Annotated in this window: 19 protein-coding genes; 4 read left to right on the top strand and 15 right to left on the bottom strand. The window is 63.7% G+C overall.

The genetic code is table 11. The features are described 5' to 3' along the window. Position 1: 1 nt before the first annotated feature. The 3 genes from G8E10_RS16400 to G8E10_RS16390 form a co-directional block, all read right to left on the bottom strand. Positions 2-868, bottom strand: coding sequence for a carbohydrate ABC transporter permease (locus tag G8E10_RS16400; RefSeq protein ID WP_110734992.1), 867 nt, complete (start codon positions 866-868; stop codon positions 2-4). A 1-nt stretch (position 869) separates the two neighbouring features. Then, positions 870-1,763 carry a carbohydrate ABC transporter permease gene (locus G8E10_RS16395; RefSeq protein WP_110801338.1) on the bottom strand — a complete coding sequence of 298 codons (894 nt, stop codon included), beginning with the start codon at positions 1,761-1,763 and terminating at the stop codon, positions 870-872. 156 nt (positions 1,764-1,919) lie between these two features. Next, positions 1,920-3,158, bottom strand: a complete 1,239-nt coding sequence (locus G8E10_RS16390) for an ABC transporter substrate-binding protein (protein ID WP_245420125.1) — start codon at positions 3,156-3,158, stop codon at positions 1,920-1,922. Positions 3,159-3,404: 246 nt separating this feature from the next. Between G8E10_RS16390 and G8E10_RS16385 the strand changes: the two genes are divergently transcribed. After that, on the top strand, positions 3,405-4,202 hold the full coding sequence (locus G8E10_RS16385; RefSeq protein WP_110801340.1) for an IclR family transcriptional regulator: 798 nt from the start codon (positions 3,405-3,407) through the stop codon (positions 4,200-4,202). Between the two features lie 95 nt (positions 4,203-4,297). Beyond that, entirely contained in the window at positions 4,298-5,152 is an 855-nt protein-coding gene (locus G8E10_RS16380) for an amidohydrolase family protein (RefSeq protein WP_110801341.1), read from the top strand. A 9-nt stretch (positions 5,153-5,161) separates the two neighbouring features. Here the strand turns inward: G8E10_RS16380 and G8E10_RS16375 are convergent, their stop codons facing one another. The 8 genes from G8E10_RS16375 to G8E10_RS16340 all read right to left on the bottom strand — a co-directional run bounded on the left by G8E10_RS16375 (position 5,162) and on the right by G8E10_RS16340 (position 12,806). Further along, positions 5,162-6,181, bottom strand: coding sequence for an ABC transporter permease (locus G8E10_RS16375; protein WP_165910690.1), 1,020 nt, complete (start codon positions 6,179-6,181; stop codon positions 5,162-5,164). A 1-nt stretch (position 6,182) separates the two neighbouring features. Then, complete coding sequence (locus G8E10_RS16370; protein ID WP_110801473.1) at positions 6,183-7,139, bottom strand: ABC transporter permease; 957 nt, start codon at positions 7,137-7,139, stop codon at positions 6,183-6,185. Continuing rightward, the gene (locus G8E10_RS16365; protein WP_167129995.1) at positions 7,139-7,882 is read right to left on the bottom strand and encodes an ATP-binding cassette domain-containing protein; all 744 of its coding nucleotides are present in this window, start codon (positions 7,880-7,882) and stop codon (positions 7,139-7,141) included. Before G8E10_RS16365 ends, G8E10_RS16370 begins: the two co-directional genes overlap by 1 nt. Beyond that, on the bottom strand, positions 7,875-8,612 hold the full coding sequence (locus G8E10_RS16360) for an ATP-binding cassette domain-containing protein (RefSeq protein ID WP_110801474.1): 738 nt from the start codon (positions 8,610-8,612) through the stop codon (positions 7,875-7,877). The genes G8E10_RS16365 and G8E10_RS16360 overlap by 8 nt, the downstream gene beginning before the upstream one ends. Positions 8,613-8,678: 66 nt before the next feature. Further along, positions 8,679-9,869, bottom strand: a complete 1,191-nt coding sequence (locus tag G8E10_RS16355) for a substrate-binding domain-containing protein (protein WP_110801343.1) — start codon at positions 9,867-9,869, stop codon at positions 8,679-8,681. Between the two features lie 40 nt (positions 9,870-9,909). Next, complete coding sequence (locus tag G8E10_RS16350) at positions 9,910-11,025, bottom strand: extracellular solute-binding protein (protein ID WP_110801475.1); 1,116 nt, start codon at positions 11,023-11,025, stop codon at positions 9,910-9,912. A 26-nt stretch (positions 11,026-11,051) separates the two neighbouring features. Then, the gene (locus G8E10_RS16345; RefSeq protein WP_110801344.1) at positions 11,052-12,251 is read right to left on the bottom strand and encodes a CaiB/BaiF CoA transferase family protein; all 1,200 of its coding nucleotides are present in this window, start codon (positions 12,249-12,251) and stop codon (positions 11,052-11,054) included. Between the two features lie 6 nt (positions 12,252-12,257). Beyond that, positions 12,258-12,806 carry a MaoC family dehydratase gene (locus tag G8E10_RS16340; protein ID WP_110801345.1) on the bottom strand — a complete coding sequence of 183 codons (549 nt, stop codon included), beginning with the start codon at positions 12,804-12,806 and terminating at the stop codon, positions 12,258-12,260. Positions 12,807-12,936: 130 nt separating this feature from the next. Here G8E10_RS16340 and G8E10_RS16335 point away from each other — a divergent pair, with 130 nt between their 5' ends. Continuing rightward, positions 12,937-14,025, top strand: a complete 1,089-nt coding sequence (locus G8E10_RS16335; protein WP_110801346.1) for a lactonase family protein — start codon at positions 12,937-12,939, stop codon at positions 14,023-14,025. A gap of 46 nt (positions 14,026-14,071) precedes the next feature. Here G8E10_RS16335 and G8E10_RS16330 read toward each other — a convergent pair whose 3' ends face one another. From G8E10_RS16330 to G8E10_RS16315, 4 genes are read right to left on the bottom strand one after another with little or no spacing between them, the layout of a single operon-like run. Continuing rightward, positions 14,072-15,331 carry an ABC transporter substrate-binding protein gene (locus G8E10_RS16330; RefSeq protein WP_110801347.1) on the bottom strand — a complete coding sequence of 420 codons (1,260 nt, stop codon included), beginning with the start codon at positions 15,329-15,331 and terminating at the stop codon, positions 14,072-14,074. Positions 15,332-15,333: 2 nt separating this feature from the next. Further along, complete coding sequence (locus tag G8E10_RS16325; protein WP_110801348.1) at positions 15,334-16,380, bottom strand: aldo/keto reductase; 1,047 nt, start codon at positions 16,378-16,380, stop codon at positions 15,334-15,336. Positions 16,381-16,390: 10 nt separating this feature from the next. After that, positions 16,391-16,744: a TIGR04076 family protein gene (locus G8E10_RS16320; protein WP_110801349.1), complete on the bottom strand. Its 354-nt coding sequence runs from the start codon at positions 16,742-16,744 to the stop codon at positions 16,391-16,393. After that, positions 16,737-17,495 (bottom strand): GntR family transcriptional regulator, encoded by a 759-nt coding sequence (locus G8E10_RS16315; protein ID WP_110801350.1) that lies wholly within the window; start codon positions 17,493-17,495, stop codon positions 16,737-16,739. The genes G8E10_RS16320 and G8E10_RS16315 overlap by 8 nt, the downstream gene beginning before the upstream one ends. A gap of 268 nt (positions 17,496-17,763) precedes the next feature. On the opposite strand from G8E10_RS16315, the gene G8E10_RS16310 reads away from it, so the two are divergent. Next, positions 17,764-18,054: a hypothetical protein gene (locus tag G8E10_RS16310; protein ID WP_110801351.1), complete on the top strand. Its 291-nt coding sequence runs from the start codon at positions 17,764-17,766 to the stop codon at positions 18,052-18,054. Positions 18,055-18,107 lie beyond the last annotated feature (53 nt).

The following is an 18,107-nucleotide window of genomic DNA, read 5'->3' as shown; positions in this document are numbered from 1 at the left end:
ATCAGCCTTTGACAGCGCCGAATGTCAGACCTGACACAAGGTGCTTTTGAATGGCGAAGGTCAGAGCCAGCGCCGGGAGGATCATGATCACCGCCAGCGCACACATGCCGCGCCAGTCGATGGTGAATTCGGAGGTGTAATCGAGCAATCCCACGGGAAGCGTCTTGGAATTGACCGACCGCGTCAGCTGCGAGGCGAGCGCGTATTCGTTCCAGCAGGTGAGAAACGAGAAGATGCCGGCGGAGGCGATGCCGGGGCCGGCGAGCGGAAACTCCACCTGCCAGAAGGCCTGCCACCGCGTGCAGCCGTCGATCTGGGCCGCTTCCGCCAGATCGCGCGGCACCTGCCGGAAGAACCCGTCGATCAGCCAGATCGTGAACGGTACATTCAGCGCGACATAGGTGAGGATGAGCCCGAAGTGTGTGTCGATGATGCCGACGCGGGAATAGACGATGAAGAGCGGCAGCGACAGGGCGATGCCGGGGACCGAGCGGGTCAGCATCAGGCCGAGAAACGTGCCGGACTTGCCGCGAAAGCGGAAGCGCGCGAAGGCGTAGCCGCCGGACATGCCGATGGCGAGCGCGATGACGGTGGAGGTGATCGACACGATGAGCGAGTTGCGGAAATAGTCCCAGATCGGAATGCCGCCCTGCCCCACGCCACCGAACATGGCACGATACGCATCGAGCGTGATTTCCTGCGGGATCCACACCGGCGGTTTCGCCATGATCTCGACCGTCGGCCGCAGCGAACTGAGCACGATCCAGAGACCCGGCAGGCAGATGACGAGCATCGCGAGGAAGAGCCCGATCAGATAGGCGACGTGCAGAACGCGGCGCTTGAGGCGCTGTTTGGAGTTACGGTCCATCTTACCACTCCGCTCCGATCTGGGTCCGGGCCGCAGCAAGCTTCCGGAAGAAATAGACGGTGAACAGGATCGACAGGAGGATCGAGACGTAGGCCATGGCGTTGGCAAGGCCCATCTGCGCATCCGAATAAGCGGTGCGGCCGACAAGCGTCCAGATCAGCTCGGTGCGTCGCGCCGGTCCGCCATCCGTCATGATCTTGACGATGTCGTAGGCGCGCGCAATGTCGAGCGAGCGAATGGTCATGGCGATGTAGGCGAACGGCATGACGAAGGGCAGCGTGACGTAACGGAAGGTCTGCCAGGCCGTGCAGCCATCGACCTTCGCCGCTTCCACCGGCTCCTGCGGCATGGCGAGAAGCCCTGCGAGAATGAGGATGGCGAAGACGGAGGTGGAGGACCAGACTTCGGCAACGACGATGGCGAACAGCGCGAGGTTGCCATCGATCAGCCACGGGATCGCCTGATCCGTCAGGCCGAGCGACTGCAACGCATTGTTTACGAGGCCGACATTGTCGTTGAACATGAACTTGAATTGGAAGCCGACCAGCACCGGGGAAAACATCATCGGAAACATCATGATCGTGCGCAGTATGCGCTTGCCCCGCGTCGCCTTGTTGACGAGCAGCGCCAGGCCGAGGCCAAGCAGCATTTCCAGATTGAGCGCGATGGTGAGCAGGACGATCGTGCGCACGAATGCCGCCCAGAACACCCCGTCCGACAGGATGCGCTCATAATTGCGAAAGCCGGCCCAGACCCAGAGCGTGGCCGGGCGTGTCAGTCGAAACGGCGTGAAGCTCGAATAAAGCGACAGAAGCAGCGGCAGCAGCACGACGGCCGCGAGCACGACGAAGGCCGGCAGCAGCAGGAGAACCGGTGTTGAGATTTTTCGAAACATGCTGTGGCACCTGACGGCCGGCGACAGATGCGCTTGGCCGATCGAGAACGGGGGCCCCCGAAGGCCGTATGAGCCCGAAGACGGTATGAAATGGCGACGAACGGCGCCGCCGGGCTTCGCCCGCAGCCTGAGCTGCGGGCGAAAACGGAGATGGCGTCAGAGCGCGCCGGCATCCTTGAGGATGGTCGTCGCCTTTTCGGCGGCGGCGTCCAGCGCTTCCTTCGACGTCTTGTCGCCGAGGATGGCGGCCTGAAGCTCGGGATAGACCGTGTTCGAAATTTCGATCCATTCCGGCGTCTGCGGTACGGCGAAGGCGCCCTTCGCCGTTTCCTGGAAGGTGCTCAGCACCTCTTTTTTGTAGGGGTCGGAAGCGGCCTGCTCGATGTCCCATTCCCACACGGCGGTGCGGGTCGGCAGGGTGCCGTTTGCGGCCTCAAGCTTCTGCGAGTCCTCGTTGGTCAGGAACCAGACGAGCGACGCCGCAGCTTCCTTGCTGGCGCAGGCTTCCGTGATGGAGAAGCCATGATGGCCAGACCAGCCCGTGCGCTTGCCGGAGGAGCCCTTGGGGGCCACGGTGACGCCGACATTGCCGGCGACCTTGGAAGACTTCGGGTCGTTGAAATAGGTCGCCCATCCCGGCCAGTCCAAGTTGAGTGCGACGGTGCCCGAGGCAAAGCCCGCACCGAGTTCGTCCCAGAGATAGTTGGTCGTGCCGGCGGGAACGGCCTTCGACTTGTAGAGATCGACGAACCAATCAAGCGCCCGGACACCGGCGTCGGAATTGAAGGCAGGCTTGCCCTCTTCATCCAGATAGGCGCCGCCTTCGGCGATCAGCATTTCGTAGAAGCGGCCGTTGATCGCCTCTTCCTTGCCGGCAAACTGCGTGCCGTAGAAATTCGGGGGCGCGGCGAAGAACTTTGCCTGGTCCGATACTTGGCTCCACGTATCCGGCGGCGCGAGATCGTAGCCATACTTCTCCTTGAACGCCGCCTTCTTGGCGTCATCCGTATAGAGGCTCTTCTGGTAATAAAGCGCCGACACGTCGAACTGCGCGCGCGGCAGCATCACCAGCTTGTTGTCGATGGTGGACGCCTTGATGACGGTGTCGACATATTCGCCGACGATCTCCTTCGGCACCAGCGTGTTCAGATCGACATAGAGATCAGGATATTGCGGGGCGAAGGACGAATGGTTCGAGCCGACGCACCAGGAAATCGATCCCGAGGCGATGTCGGACTTGATCTCCTTGTCGAGCTCGAAATGGTTCTTCTTGGAGAGCACGTTGACCTTGGCCCCCGTCGCCTTCTCCCATTCCGCGATCCGCGCATAGAGCGGCTCGTATTGCTGACCACCGATCAGCTTGGCGTCGATCGTGACGCCATCGAATTTGCCCATCAGTTCGGCCGCACCGGCTGTGCCGTGCGCCAGAACGAATGCCACGACGCCGGATACGGCGCCACACAGCAGCTTGTTCATCAGATTCCCTCCTCCGAGTGCACTCCTCCTCGGGAGCACGGTCTCTCATCTGCGAGAAACTCATTCATATACAAACAACATTTTCAGGCATCGTCAAGCGACAACTTTGCTTTGTCGGTCCATCGTTCTTCGTATATGGAAATGCGTATTCACAGGGGATTCCGCATGTCGGACGGAGAAGACGATCGCTACCGCGCACCGGCGCTGGACAAGGGGCTCGATATTCTGGAGCTTTTGGCCGGTGTGGATGGCGGGCTGACGCAGGCGGAGATTTCTAAGAAGCTCAATCGCAGCCCGAACGAGTTCTACCGGATGCTCGACCGCCTCGTGCGGCGCGGCTACATCACCCGCATCGATGGCGACCGTTATTCGCTGACGCTCAAGCTCTTCGGCCTCGCGCAGCTGCACGCGCCGACACGCCGTCTGGCGGCCTATGCGACGCCGCTGATGCGCGACCTTGCGCAGCGGACGCGGCAGGCCAACCAGCTTGCCGTGTTCGACCGCGGCTCCGCCGTCGTCATCGCGCAGCAGGAAGCACCGGATTACTGGGGCATTTCCATCCGCGTCGGCTCGCATATCAGCCTGTTCGACACCGGCTCCGGCCACGTCCTCCTCGCCTTCCGCCCGCCCGAGGAGCGGGAGATGATGATCTCGGAACACGTCAAGAGCCGGAAGGACATCGAGCTGACGCCGGAGTTCTACGCGCGCCTCGACGAGATCCGCGCGCGCGGCTACGAGATGATGGCGAGCGCCCAGACGGCCGGCGTGTTCAACCTCTCGGCCCCCATTCTCGGCCCGGACCGTCGCGGCATTGCGGCGCTCACCGTGCCGTATATCAGCCTCGTCAACGCACCGTCGGCGCCCGATATCTCAACGACGATCTCTCTTCTGCAGAAGACCGCCGAGCAGCTTTCGCTTCTCGCCGGCTCGGACGTCCAGCACGAGGTGCCAGTGGAGACGTGAGGTGCCTTACGGCCCCAAGCAGACACATTCTTATTTGAAACCTCTGCTCCCCTGTGAGAGTGTTCCGGCCGGCGCATGACGCGGGAGGAGCCTCTATGATTATCGACACCCATCTTCACCTGATCGACAGGACAGCCCTCACCTACCCATGGCTGTCCACGGTTCCGGCGCTCGACCGGGATTACCTCTACGAGACCTATCGCCAGGAGGCCCTGCGCTGCGGCATTGCCGCAAGCCTGCATATGGAGGTCGATGTCGCGGCCGAGGAGATCGAGGCAGAAACGCAGCATGTGGGGCAGCTAGCAGCGCTCCCCGAGAGCCTTGTCGTCGGTGCCATTTCCGCCTGCCGGCCGGAAGACGAGAGCTTCCCCGCCATGCTGGAGCGTCAGCGCGAGAACCCACTGGTCAAGGGTTTTCGTCGTGTCCTCCACGTCATGCCGGACGCGCTGTCGGAAAGCGCGGTCTTTCGCGACAACATCAAGCGTATCGGGGGCACCGGCCTCACCTTCGATCTCTGCGTGCTGCCGCGCCAGCTGGGCCACGCGGCGGCACTTGCCGACCTCGCACCCGATGTGACCTTCATCCTCGACCATTGCGGCGTTCCCGATATCAAGGCGGGCGACATCTCGCTCTGGCGGGACGAACTGAAGGATGTCGCACGCCGGCCGAATGTCGTCTGCAAGATGTCCGGGCTCGTCGCCTATACCGATCCCGACAGCTGGAGCGTGGACACGATCCGCCCCTATGCGGAAACCGCCATCCTGCAATTTGGATGGGACAGGGTGGTGTGGGGCAGCGACTGGCCCGTCTGCACGCTCGCCGGCAGCCTCTCGACCTGGGTCGCGGCCACGCATGCGCTGCTCGCAGGCAGCAGCGACACCGAGCGCCATGCGCTGCTGGCCGGTAATGCGCTGAAGCTCTGGAGCCTCGATCTTCCCATTGGAACCTGAGGGATCGCCTCAGATCGTCATGCTGACATGCCGCTCCCGGCCATAGATCGAGACGAGCAGGATAATGACGGCGCCGAGCGACGCCTGAACGGCGGCGGGCTGGAAGCCAAGGCCGATCAGCAGCGTGTTGATCTCGGTGAGAACCAGCACGCCGGCGATCGTGCCGAGATAGCTGCCGCGTCCGCCGACCAGCGCCGCGCCACCGACCACGACCGCGGCAATCGTCTGGAACAGGTAGGGCTGGCCGACATCGCCATAGGCCGAACCGGTGAAACCGAGAAGCAGGATGCCCGTGACGGCGGCAAACATGGCGCTGAGCGAGAAGGTCAGCATCCACATGCGCACGGGGTCGATCAGCGCGAGGGTGGCAGCGCCGGGATTGCTGCCGAGCGCATAAAGCCGCCGGCCATAGGGTGTGCGGGCGAGAACGAGCACGATGAGCGTTGCAAGCACCGCGAGTGCCGGCACCACCCAGGGAAAGGGCAGCGGGCCCGCGGAGCCGCCGATGGAAACGAAGGCGGAAACGTAGGGCGGCGCTGACCCGGACGGGAACCCCTTCGTCCAGAGCAGGACGGACCCCTGCACGATCATGCCGATCCCCAGGGTGACGATCAGCGGATGGATGTCGAGCCGCCGCGAGATGTAGCCGTTCAGCGCGCCGATGAGCATCGCGACCACGATGACGAACAGGCAGACGAGCGCGAAATTCCACTTGTCGCCATAGAGTTGCGCGGCAACCACATTGGCAAAGCCGATGATGAAGGGGATGGACAGATCGATCCCGCCGAGGATGACGACGAGCGTCTGCCCGATGGAGGCAACGGCAAGGAGAGCTGCGATGACCAGCAGAGCGCGGATGGCGAACGGCGAGGAATAGCCCGGAATGACGAGCGTGCCGACCAGATGCAGCACGCCCGCGATGAGGAACGCCATAAGGATTCGGCCGTTCGTGCCGGCGAGGCCCGAGCGGATGCGCAGGGCGAGGCCGGGCCTTGCCTGTTCGGTGCGACCTGTTTCGATGGCAGCCATGTCAGACCTCCCGGCCGCGGGCCGCCCGCTCCTGCACGGCCGTCAGAATGACGGCGGCAACGAGAATGGCGCCATAGGCGATTTGCAGAACGTAGGTGGAAACGTTGAAGGCGGTGAGCACGCTTTGCAGCAGGAAGATATCGATCGCGCCGATAGAGGCGCCGATGAGCCCGCCTCGACCGCCGGCAAGGCTAACGCCGCCAAGCGCGACGGCCGCAATCGAGATCAGCGTATAGGCCTGCCCGATATTCGGGTCGGCCGAGCCGATCAGGGCCGTCAACATCAGTCCCGCGACGGCGGCGAACACGCCCGTGATGACATAGGCGATGAAGCGGACGCGGGTGACATCGACGCCGGCTGTATAGGCCGCGCGGTCGTCGCTGCCGATCGCCATCAACTGGTCGTAATAGGGCAGCCGGCGGATGGTCCACCAGGCGGCGAAGAGCGCGATCAGCGGTAGGGCCGACCAGGGGCCTGCCAGCGCCTTCAGCCAGCCCGGCGCCGGCCCGATCGGCGCGGGCAGGATGGTCAGCGTCACACCGGTGAGGACGAGATAGGTCCCGAGCGTCGCCACGATCGGCTGGATTCGCACCAGTGTCGTCAGCGCCCCGTTGATGGCGCCGATGGCAGCGCCGATCAGCAGGGCTGCGGGAATGATGACAAACGGCGACGAGATGCCGGCTTTCAGAAACAGAAGCTGGATGACGATCGCATTGACGAAGCCCATCAGCGGCCCGACCGAGATATCGATACCGCCGCGTCCCCCGAGAATGACAGGCGCAGAGGCCACCGCCGCGCCGATGAGCGGTGCTGCAAGCCCGATGAGCGAGCCCCAGGCTGCCGGGTGAAAGCGTGCCGGGTTGAGGATGAGGTTGACGAGGAGCAGTATGACGAGGAGCACGAGCGCAAAGCCCGTATCGCGCCAAAGTCCGTGCAGTGTTCGCAGAAGCGCCTTCATCATGCCGCACGTCCGAACATGGCGGCAATGACGGCATCGGTGGTCATGGCAGGACCCTGCAGGTTGGCGACGATATCATGATCGCGGAAAACGAGAACGCGGTGGCACAAGAGCAGGATCTCCTCGATCTCGCTGGAGAGAACGACCAGCGCCATGCCGTCCCGCGCGAGATCGCGAAAGACGTCGTAGAGCACATGGCGGGTGGCGACATCGACGCCGCGGGTGGGGTCGTTGAGCAGCAGCACATCCGGCTTCAACGCCAGGGCACGCGCCAGCAGCACCTTCTGCTGGTTGCCGCCCGACAGCGTGGTGATCGCCGCATCCGGCCGCGGTGCGGCGATGGACAGCCGGTCGCGATAGACCTCGTAGCGCCGCGCGCGCTGGCCGGCGCTGATGAAGCCGAAGCGGGCATCCTCCGACACCGTGGAAATGGCGAAGTTGTCGAGGACGGACTGGGTGGGGAAGATGCCTGTCGCCCGCCGGTCGCGCGGGAGATAAGCGACATGGGCGGCGACGGCCTTACGGAAATCCGTGATCCGCGTCTCGGAGCCGCCCCGTTCCAGAGACACGGCTCCGGCGAGCGGTTTCTGCAGGCCGGCAAGCGTTTCGAGAAAGCGCTCCTGCCCATGTCCGTCGAGGCCGGCAAGCCCGACGATCTCGCCGGAGCGGATCTCTTCGACAGTCGGGGTCGCGCCGCGCCGGATGACGAGGTCACGGGCATGAAGGCGTGCGGGATCAGACATGCAGCAACTCCGCAGCCGTTTGTGGCGCCATGCCTTTCAGCAGCTCCGCAGGCGTCGAGAGCCCGCGCTCCTCGGTCGTCACGACCTTGCCGCTGCGCAGGATGGAGATCCTGTCGGAAAGGCTCATCACCTCATCCATGCGGTGGGTGATGAAGAGAAGCAGCGAGCCTTCCGCTGCCAGCTGGCGCATCAGGGAAAAGACGGACTCGCGGTCGGCATAATCGAGCGCAGCCGTCACTTCGTCGAGAATGAGAACACGCGGACGGCGGACGACCGCGCGCGCCAGCACGATCAACTGTTGTGCCGCAAGCGGCAGAGCGCCGGCTTTGACATCGAGCGGTACCGGCGTGACGGCAAAGCGGGCCAGCGCATCTGCCGCCGTCTGCCGCCGCCGGTCGCGCGGGATCTTGCGATGCACGAGCCCGTCGAGCCCAAGCAGGATATTGTCCTCCACGCTCCTGTCCGGCGCGATCAGCACCTCCTGGAACACGGTGGCAAAGCCCGCGGCCTGGAAATCCGCAGGCCTCCGCCCCGAAAACGGCTTCCCGTCCAGCAGCATCGTGCCGCCATCCGGCTGGACGATGCCGGACAGCAATTTCACCAGCGTGCTCTTGCCAGAGCCGTTCTCGCCGAGAATCGTGTGGATCGTGCCGGCGCGGAACGCGATACTGGCGCCGGCAAGGGCCACCGTCTCGCCGTAGCGTTTCGACAGGGTATTGATTTCGAGCATCGTGCCGTCCGCCTGTGGCGGCGGGCCGCCCACCTGGAACGCGCCCGCCTCTCCCTCATGTGATTGCTACTTCGCGCACGCATCGGGCGTGGACGCATAGTCCCAGCCGGGTGTGGGCTTGGCGCCGGTGAAGTAGGCGTCGAGCAGCGGTTCCGGCATCGGATCCTGCGGCGGAACCGGGAAGACGGACACGGAGTCCGGCATCATGCAGTCCTTGTACCAGTTCGGCAGATCGGCATTGTGGATGGCCGGGATCGGGATCATCAGCGTATTGAGCTTCGGCTTCTGCCCGTCGAGCATGCGCGCACCGACGCGAAACAGCGTCTGCGCCGTCCAATGCGGCAGAAGCGCGTGGCCCTCGAAGCGGAACTTGTCCGGATTGGCCTTCCAGTAGCCAAGTGCATCGCCGGTCAGCGAGCCGGTGATCAGCGGCGCCGGGCGGCCGGCTTCGGCAAAGGCTTCGGCCACGACGCGGCTCTCGCTGCCCGTGGTCCAGACCGCATCGATCGGCGCTGGATTGGTGGCGATCGCCTGGAAGACGACCGTCTTCGTGACGTTGGCCGTCCAGTTGCCGTTGACGTTGCGGGCAACCTTGAGCTTGGTGTTTTCGGCAAGCGCCTTGTCGCCGCCCTGGCGTTCCTGCACCACGATCGGGTGACCGGCGATGCCCTCGACGAGGAGAACGCTGCCGCCGTCTGGCAGAGCCTTGCCGACCGCACTCATCATGTCGTAGCCCCAGCGCGCATAGTTGGAATCGACATTGATCGCGGTCGGGCTGGTAACGGAACCGGCAGCCGTCACGAAGGGAATGCCGGCCTTCGCGGCGGCGTCGATCGCGTCGTCCAGCGCCGTTGCGGAGCCGGGAATGGACGTGATGATCGAGCAGCCCTTGTCGACGAAAGCGCGGATCTGGTTGATCTGCTGGCTGACGTCGTTGTTGCTGTCGGACACTTCGAAGCTTGCGACGGTGCCGTTCGCGATCAGCCCTTCCACCAGCCGCTGCAACTCCTTCGTCACGGTCACCCGCCACGGGTTACCCTGATAGGATTCCGAATGGCACCATTTCCAAGGCTTTGCAGGGGCCGTGAAGCCCTCCCAAGCCGACGGCAGAACCGCTTGTGGCGCGCCTTCGTACTGCGCCTTCAAAGGTTCCGGCAGACCGGCGACGACGGTGGCGACGGCATCCTGTGCCTGCGTCGCATGCGCGGACAGCACGAGCGCCGTTGCGGCCAGAAGGCCGTTGATCCTCATTTTCATACTTATCTCCTCCCGAATGTCCGGCTCCTCCGCCGGGATGCTAAATCGTCTTGAAACTCTCGCGGAACAGGCGGTTGAGGTCGGCGACGACCTCTGCCGGCGGCCGCTTTTCCAGAAGGCCGCGATTGATCCGGTCGGATGCCGCTTGCTGGAACGGCATGTAGCCATCGTGCCGCGGGCGAACCCAGGCGGCCTCCAGCGTTGCCCGCGTGGCGCGGTAGAAATCGGCGGTCGCGTCGTTTACCGTCCCGTCTTCCCAGGCCGCCGCATGTCCCGGCTGCCCGCCGGAAGCGGCATAGAGGCCCTTCTGGACATCGCCGCTGGCGATCCAATAGGCAAAGTCGATCGCTTCCCGGGGTGAGGCCGAAAAGGCAGAGACCGCGATGCCGGTGCCACCCAACGCAGACCCGACAGGGCCGTTCCGGCCCGCGGAGGGTATGTCGCAGAAGTGGATGGGCTTCTCTCGAAAACCATCCATGGCATAGCTGACATAGCCGTAGATCAACGGTGTCACGGCATAGGCCGAGCCGGTATCCGCCATGGCTTCGAAGACGGCGATGGGGTCCATCTCGAAGCACATTGAGGGGACGAGGGCGGCAAGTTCCCGCAGCGCCTCGAACGCAGCCGCACCGGCCTCCGGCGCGATGAGCTCCTCGCCCTCGACGGCGCAGGGCGTGCCCATATTGGCCGCCAGCGTGTAAAAGCTCATGAGGCTGTGCGGCGGGCGAAGCGGCAGCAGCACGCGGCCTTCGCGTGCGAGATCCAGCATGTCTTCCCACCGCTGCGGGGGAGAGGACAGGAGATCCGGCCGGAAGGCCTGCACCTGCGTTGCCGCATCGATGGGCAGACCCCATTGCCGGCCCTGCCAGTGATAGCTCGGAAAGGACGCCCCGACGCTGCCGGCGCGAAGAGCCTCTGCCTCCGCCGCCTTCTCCGGCACGTCGAGCGGCGCGAGACAGGTCTCGCGCGTGATCTGGCCGACATGCGGATGATCGATGACGATGAGGTCGTAGGCGCGCGCCAGTTCCTCGACGGGATAGGTCTCGAAATCCTGCAAAGAGCGTTTGTCCCAGGTGACGGTGACGCCGGTCTGCTCCTCCCAGAGACGCGAGCAGGCGACCATCGGATCGTAGCCGCGCGGGTGGTTCCAGGTCATGCCCTTGAGGGTGGTGCGTGGCGCGCTCACAGGCCGAACTCCTCACGGATGGCCGCGCTCTGCTCGCCGATCCGGGGCGCAGCACGATCGAACGTGGGACGCACGCCGTCGATCCTGAGCGGCGACCGCGTGGTGTGGATGGAGACGCCATCGTCGCGTGAGACGGTCTGCAGCATGTCGAGATGCTGGAAGCCGTCGCTTTCCATCAGTTCCTTCCAGTCCATCACCTTCGCGCACCAGATATCGGCCGGCTCCAGAATGGCGAGCCATTCCTCGATGGTCTTTTCGGAAATGCGTTTGGCGATCAGCGCCTTGATCGCGTCGCGCGCGGTAAACCAGCTCGACGGATCGTCCCGGAACATGGCGAGTTCGTCCATCTCCAGAAGGTCCGCCAGTTTCGGGATCGGGGTCATCGCGATGGCGAGGTAGCCGTCGGCTGCGGGATAAACGCCGTAAGGGGCCGAGAGATAGGCGTGAGCACTACGGAAATCCGAGCGCTTCGGCAAACGGCGACCATCGTTCAGATGCGTGGTCAGCACCTCGAATTGCAGATCGACCAGAGCTTCGAGCAGGCTCGTCTCCACATGGCTGCCCTTGCTCGTGACGCCGCGGCGCACGAGCGCTGCAAGGATACCCTGCGCCGCAGCCGCACCGGCCAGCATGTCGCCGATGGCGAGCCCGAAGGGCACCGGCCCCTGCCCCTCATCGCCGTTCAGCCACATAACGCCGGAGCGTGACTGCGCCAGAAGATCCTGGCCCGGGCGCGAGACCCAAGGACCTTCGTTGCCGTAACCGCTGATCGAGCAGAAGACGATCCGCGGATTGATCGCCTTCACTTTGGCATAGTCGAGCCCCAGCCGCTCAATGACACCAGGACGGAAATTCTGGATCACGACGTCGGCGCTTTGCAGGAGCTTGCGAAGCGCTGCAAGGTCGTCCGCGTTCTTCAGGTCGATCGCGAGGCTCTCCTTGGCGCGATTGATCGCGTGGAAGATCGTGGAGTCGCCGCCGATCTCCGTATCACTCAAGTAGAGCCGCCGCGACAGGTCGCCGCCATCGGGCCGCTCGATCTTGATAACGCGCGCGCCGAGATCCATCAGACGGAGCGAACAATAGGGGCCGGACAGGAACTGGCTCATATCCACGACGAGAAGCCCGCTCAGAGGGAGTTCGGCTTCATCCGTTGCGGCTGGGGTCGTGAAGGCTGGGATATCGGACAACGGCATGACGACTTACTTTTCGATGGCGGCGATGGCGCCGGGGTTCTTGTAGCGGACGGTCTGGAGATGCTCGCAATAGAGCACCAACTCGCCTCCGCCCTTGAAGATCTCATAGCTGGCCCTGATCAGGCCGAGATCCGCCGTGCGCGGCTTCTTCTCCATATTGGTCCGGATCGTGTAGATCGTGTCGCCGATAAAAACCGGCTTGATGAAGCGCAGCCTGTCATAGCCGTAGGAAAAGGCGTTGACGCAATTGGTGGCGACGAGGCCGAGGCCGGCGGAAAAGACGAAGGCACCGGCAACGAGCCGACGGCCGAAGACGCCCTCCCGCCGAGCGAACATCTCGTCCTGAACGTACGGATGGATGTCGGTCACGAGCGTGTTGAAGAGATGGCTGTCGGATTCCCCAAGGGTACGGCGCAGCGAACGGATCTTCTGACCGACCGGCCAATCCTCGTAGAACCAGTTCTCCGCATTCCAAACCGGAAGGCCCGCATGATCTGCCGGCATATCCGAGGGAAAGGTGCTCTCCACACCCACCGTAGGCTGAAACGTCTCCACGAAGCTCCTCCTCCGTATTTTCTTATGTGAAGATAGTGTTCACATATGGATTGCTTTTGCAAGAGGCATCGACCATTCTCGCCATGGGAAAAGGAACCGTTGGAAGACGGTGGAAATGGGAGGAAGAGACATGGCGGAGCCTTGCCTGGTGTTTGTCGGATCGCTCAATCGCGAGGCGCTGTATTTTCAGGGCGCACGCGGTACGGGCCTGACGGTCTACAGCTTCGACGAGGATACGCTGGCGGTGGAGACCCTTGCCGGCTTCACCGGCATCGACAACCCGACCTTCCTCTCGGTGACGCCGGATGGGCGCCGGGTCTATGCCAATTCCGAGATCTTCGGCTGGGCGGAAGGTCTGGTCTCGGCCCTGTCCTTCGACCGGACGAGGGCAAGCCTCGCGCCGATTGGCATGCAGCCGACCCTCGGCAGTATCACGGCGCACAATACGCTTTCGGACGACGGCAGATGGTTGTTCGTCGTCAATTACGGCATGGGTGCCGGCGGACCGGATCAATCGCTGGTGGTCTATGGCATTCAAGAGGATGGAAGCCTGACGCCGCCTGTCTCCAGCGTGCAGCAGACAGGGACGGGACCGGATGCCGACCGGCAGGAGCGCAGCCACGCCCATAGCGTCACCCGCATCGGGCCAAACCTGCTGCTGGTCGCGGATCTCGGTACGGATACGCTGACCACCTATGCCATCGATGAAGAGGGCAGCCTGACGTGCCGCCATGTTTGCCCGACCGCGCCCGGGGCCGGTCCCCGGCATGCAGCACTTCATCCCGGCGGAGGCTGGATCTTCGTGATGAACGAGCTGGACTCGACCATTGCAAGCTACGCCGTCAGCACCGACGGCCGGCTGACACCCGTCGATGCGAAACCCGCCGTACCCGAGGATTTCAGCGCGGACAATCACTGCGCCGATATCCAGATCTCACCGGATGGTCGTTTCGTCTATGGCTCGAACCGCGGGCACGACAGCATCGTCACCTTTGCCGTCAACGAAGCCACCGGCCAATTGACACATGTCGCGCACACGCCCTGCGGCGGCTCGACCCCGCGAAACCTCGGCATCTCGCCGTCAGGCCGGCACCTGCTATGCGCCAACCAGAACGCCGACGTCATCACCATCTTTACGCGCGATGCCGACGCGGGCAGCCTGACACCGAGCGGAAAGACGATCGCCGTGGGCACGCCGATGTGCATCCGCTTCGCGTGATCGGCCGAGAGGCCGGCAGGGAATGCCCCGCCGGCCCTCCTCGGACTTACTTCCCGTCTTTCAGCTTGCCGACATCCTCGGCACTCAGTTCACCCACGGTGGTCACCTCGCCGTTCGTGATTTTCCACAAGCGGAAGGGACCGGTGATGTCGCCATACTGGTCGAAACTGACCGGGCCGATGACGCCCTCATACTTCACCGGCTTGCCCTCCTTGATCAGCGCCAGAGCCTTGACGAACTCTTGCTTGCCGGCATGGATCGGCGTGCCGCCTTCGGCCACGACCTCGCGCATGGCGGTCTTGATGGCCGCTGCATCCGACTTTCCGGCCTTGGCAATGGCAAGTCCGACGATCGCACCGGCATCGTAGGAACGGTCGGCGGCCGGCGCCGACGGCGCGATGCCGCCGGAGAAGGCTTCGTAATTGGCGTTGAAATACTCGGTCGAGGCGGTCGGGCTGGTGCCGGACGAGGTGCCGTAGGCGTTCTCCAGATATTGTGCCCCGACGCTTTCGATGAAGTCCTTGGAGTTCATACCGTCGTTCAGGAGGAACGTCTGCTTGCCGCCGCCGGAAATCCAGGCGCGGGCGATCGTCGCACCGTCCACCGGCGTGCTGACGAGGTAAAGCGCATCGGGCTCGCCGGCCATGGCGGCACTCGCCTCCGAGGCATAGCTCGACTGCTTCTCGTTATAGGGCGTCGTGGTGGTGATGGTGCCGCCAAGCTTCTCGTACGCCGTCTTGAACTCGCGCACCATGTTGACGCCGAAGTCGTTGTTGACGTTGACGATAGCGATCTTCTTCAGGCCCTGGTCGATCGCGTATTTCGCCGCCGCCGTTCCCTGCAGCGCATCCGAGGTGATGGTGCGGAAGAACACGCCGTTCGTCTTGCCGTCGCGGCCGAGCGCGGTGAGCGTCGGCGACGAAGAGGCCGGCGAGACCTGAACGACGCCGGCCGGCGCCGTGACCGAGGTCAGGATCGGGATGGACACCGAGGAGATGATGCCGCCGATGATGACCGGGACCTTCTTGATGTTGACGAGCTGCGTCGCCTGATCGACGGCGACATTGCCCTGGCTCTGGCTGTCGCGCGTATCGGCCACGACCTTGCAGCCACCCACGCCACCGGCGTCGTTGATGTCGCGGAAGGCCATCTCGACGGATTTCGCACCCGCCTGGCCATATTCGCCGGCCGGGCCCGTCAGTTCCATGACGAGGCCGACGGTGATGTCGCAATCGGCCGAGAGAGCGGGCACCGTGGAGGCTGCCAACGTGGTGAAGAGCGTTGCGAGCAGGTATGACGGTCTCATTCTTATTCCCCTTTGTTGAGATTGTATTTCATGATGGCGCCGTGACGGCCCGTGCGGTCGCGTTCCAGCGCATAGACATCGCCGTCCAGCGGCCGGGCGTCAGCGAGGACTGCTGCCAGTGCCGCATGGTCGGCGTCGTCGAGCACGATATCGGAGATGGCGAGATTGGCAGGCAGATGGCTGCGGTTGCGCGCACCGACGATGACGGCGGCAACGGTGGGCTTCGTCAGCATGGCGGCGCTCGCGACCGTCGCGATGTCGGTCTCATGGCGGTCGGCAATGCGCCGTAGCGTCAGCAGGAGGGACTGGAAAAGGTCCCATCCGCCGAAATCGTCGATGATCAGCTTGTACTTGGTCAGCGACCGGTTTTCGAGCGGGTGCTCCGGCTCCACCTCCCCCAGCCAGCGATCGCTAAGGAAGCCGCCGGCGACCGTGCCGTAGCAGAGCAAGGCAAACCCCTTCGCGCGCGCGAGATCGACCATGCGCTTTTCCGGACGCCGGTCGAGCAGCGAATATTGCAGCTGAAGGGAGGCGACGGGAACGCCGGCATCGACGATGGCCGCCACGTGGTCGGCATCGAAGTTGGTCAGACTGACCTTGCCGATCTTGCCCTCCTCCGACAGCTCCTTCAACCAGCCAGCCGTCTCCAGCCAGCCGGGCACGTCGAGCGCCCACCAGTGAAACTGGACGAGATCGAGCGTCTCGATTTTCAGTCGCTTGCGCGAGGTGTCGATCACGCCCTCGACATAGGCCTTGTCGATGGTGGGCAGGACGGCAAGGTCGGGCACGAACTTCGTATGGACCCGGATGCGCGACAACGCCTCCGCGCCCCGCAGATTGCCATAGGCGAGCCGGAAGCGGCCGATCAGCTCTTCGACGCCTGTGTAGATGTCGGCACAGTCGAAGGTGGTGATGCCGGCATCCGCGAAGGCGATCATGTCTTCCACCGCAGTGTCCCCATCGACGGTGCCGTGACCGCCCGCCAGCTGCCAGCCGCCGCGGATGACGCGGGAGATCTCGTAGTCGGGAGCGATGGCGATGCGTTGCATATCTTCAGGCCTATGTTTCGTCGTTCAGGGGGACTGCGGTGGTCGCGGCGTGGCTGAAACGCCGGTGGTGCAGGCGCGTGATGCGCAACCGCGTGGAGCAGTTCGGGTCCGGACACGCGATCTCCGCATCCGTCGTCATCCAGTCGTTGCGGTGGGTGGGCCGCTGCTTGGCCGCAAGCAGCGGCAGCACGGAGGCGAGCGAATATATCGACAGGCCCTGCCCCTCGGGCAGATGCAGCATTTCACCGCGCAGCTCGAAATGGTCGCCCGGCTTCGCGCCGCAATAGACCGTACCGCCCTCGGGAATGATCACGTCCACACGCAGATCGAACAGCTCGAAGCCGTCATCGCCAGCCTCAGCCATAGCGCACCTCCCCGCCTTCCTGCGCATCGAGCCGTCCCCGGATGAGGTCGAACGAGCGGCTGATGTCATTGGTGAGCGAACGCAGCGCCGCATCCTCGTCGCGCGCTTCCAGCGCTGCGATCAGCGCCCAGTGATGATCGGTTGCGGCAAGCCCACCCTGCTCGTCGTGGATCTGCGCCGCCTGACGGATGATGGCGCCGGACTGCAACCAGAGGCTCTCGACAATCGACAGGAGAACGGGGGAGCGAGCGACGCTGTAGAGATGAAAGTGGAAGCGCTGGTTCAGCGCGGAGGTGACATGGCCGATATCCTTGCCATGCGTCTCGAACGCAGCATCGCAATCCACATTGGCCTGCTTCAGGATGGCGATATCCTCGCGCGTCAGATGCGGCAGCGCGAGCGAGACCATCCGCCCTTCGATGAGAATGCGTGCCCGGGCGAGATCGTCGAGCCGCGTACGGGTGATGAGCGGTACGCGGACGGAGCGGTTTGGCAGCGACTCCAGCGCCTTTTCCGACACGAGACGCCCCAGCGCCTCGCGCACCGGCATGGTGCTGGTCTGCAGGCGCTCGGCAAGATCAACGATGCGCAGCACGTCGCCGGCATCGAACATGCCGTTGATGAGCGAATTCCGCAGCTGGGCATAGACGCGATCCTGAAGCGTCTCACGCCCGACCGGCGAGATCGCTCGCGCCTCGACGCCAGCGGCGGCCGGTTCGTTTCGCAGGTCGTCTCCCGTCCCTATTGCCATCTCCCACGCTCCTGCGGCTGCCGGATCTTCGCAATCCACGATCCGAAGCTGACCAAGTTTGATCAAACATCACCGATCAAATCAAGCGCCTTGCACACGTCTTTGGGATCACGACCGCGCGTGATGCCGCAGAAAGATCCTGAAGTCAGCGTTAAAATTAACCGTATAAATCGGTCGAATTTTAGCAATCTCGCATTTTGCTTCTTATTTAAGAAGTTTCGGGAATACTGTTTCTCGATATAAAGCGATTTATACTGACGAGGATCATATGACCCATCATTCCGAAAAGCAGGCTGCTTTCATTATGGGCTTCGCCGGTCTCGGCGCCATGCTGACGGCCGCGGGTACGGCGAAGATCGCCGCTCACCTGCAGACGGCAGACGCCTTCATCGGCTCGATCTGCGGCAGTTCGGTCGATGTTTCGGGCTCGATGTTTGCCGACGCCGTCCATTGCTGGGGCTGCCCGGCCGCCGCTCTTGGCGTCGCCCTCATAGTGGCAACGACCATCGCCGCACGGCAGCGCCCCGTCGGCACGCTGGTGCTTCAACCGGTCCGTTAAAGCAGGGCTTTCGACCACCCCGGTGGTCCGCATTTTCATTTCTGATCGTTTCG

Origin of the sequence: Ferranicluibacter rubi (assembly GCF_011603255.1) — a bacterium.
GTDB lineage: Bacteria > Pseudomonadota > Alphaproteobacteria > Rhizobiales > Rhizobiaceae > Ferranicluibacter > Ferranicluibacter rubi.
This window is presented reverse-complemented; position numbering and strand designations above follow the sequence as displayed.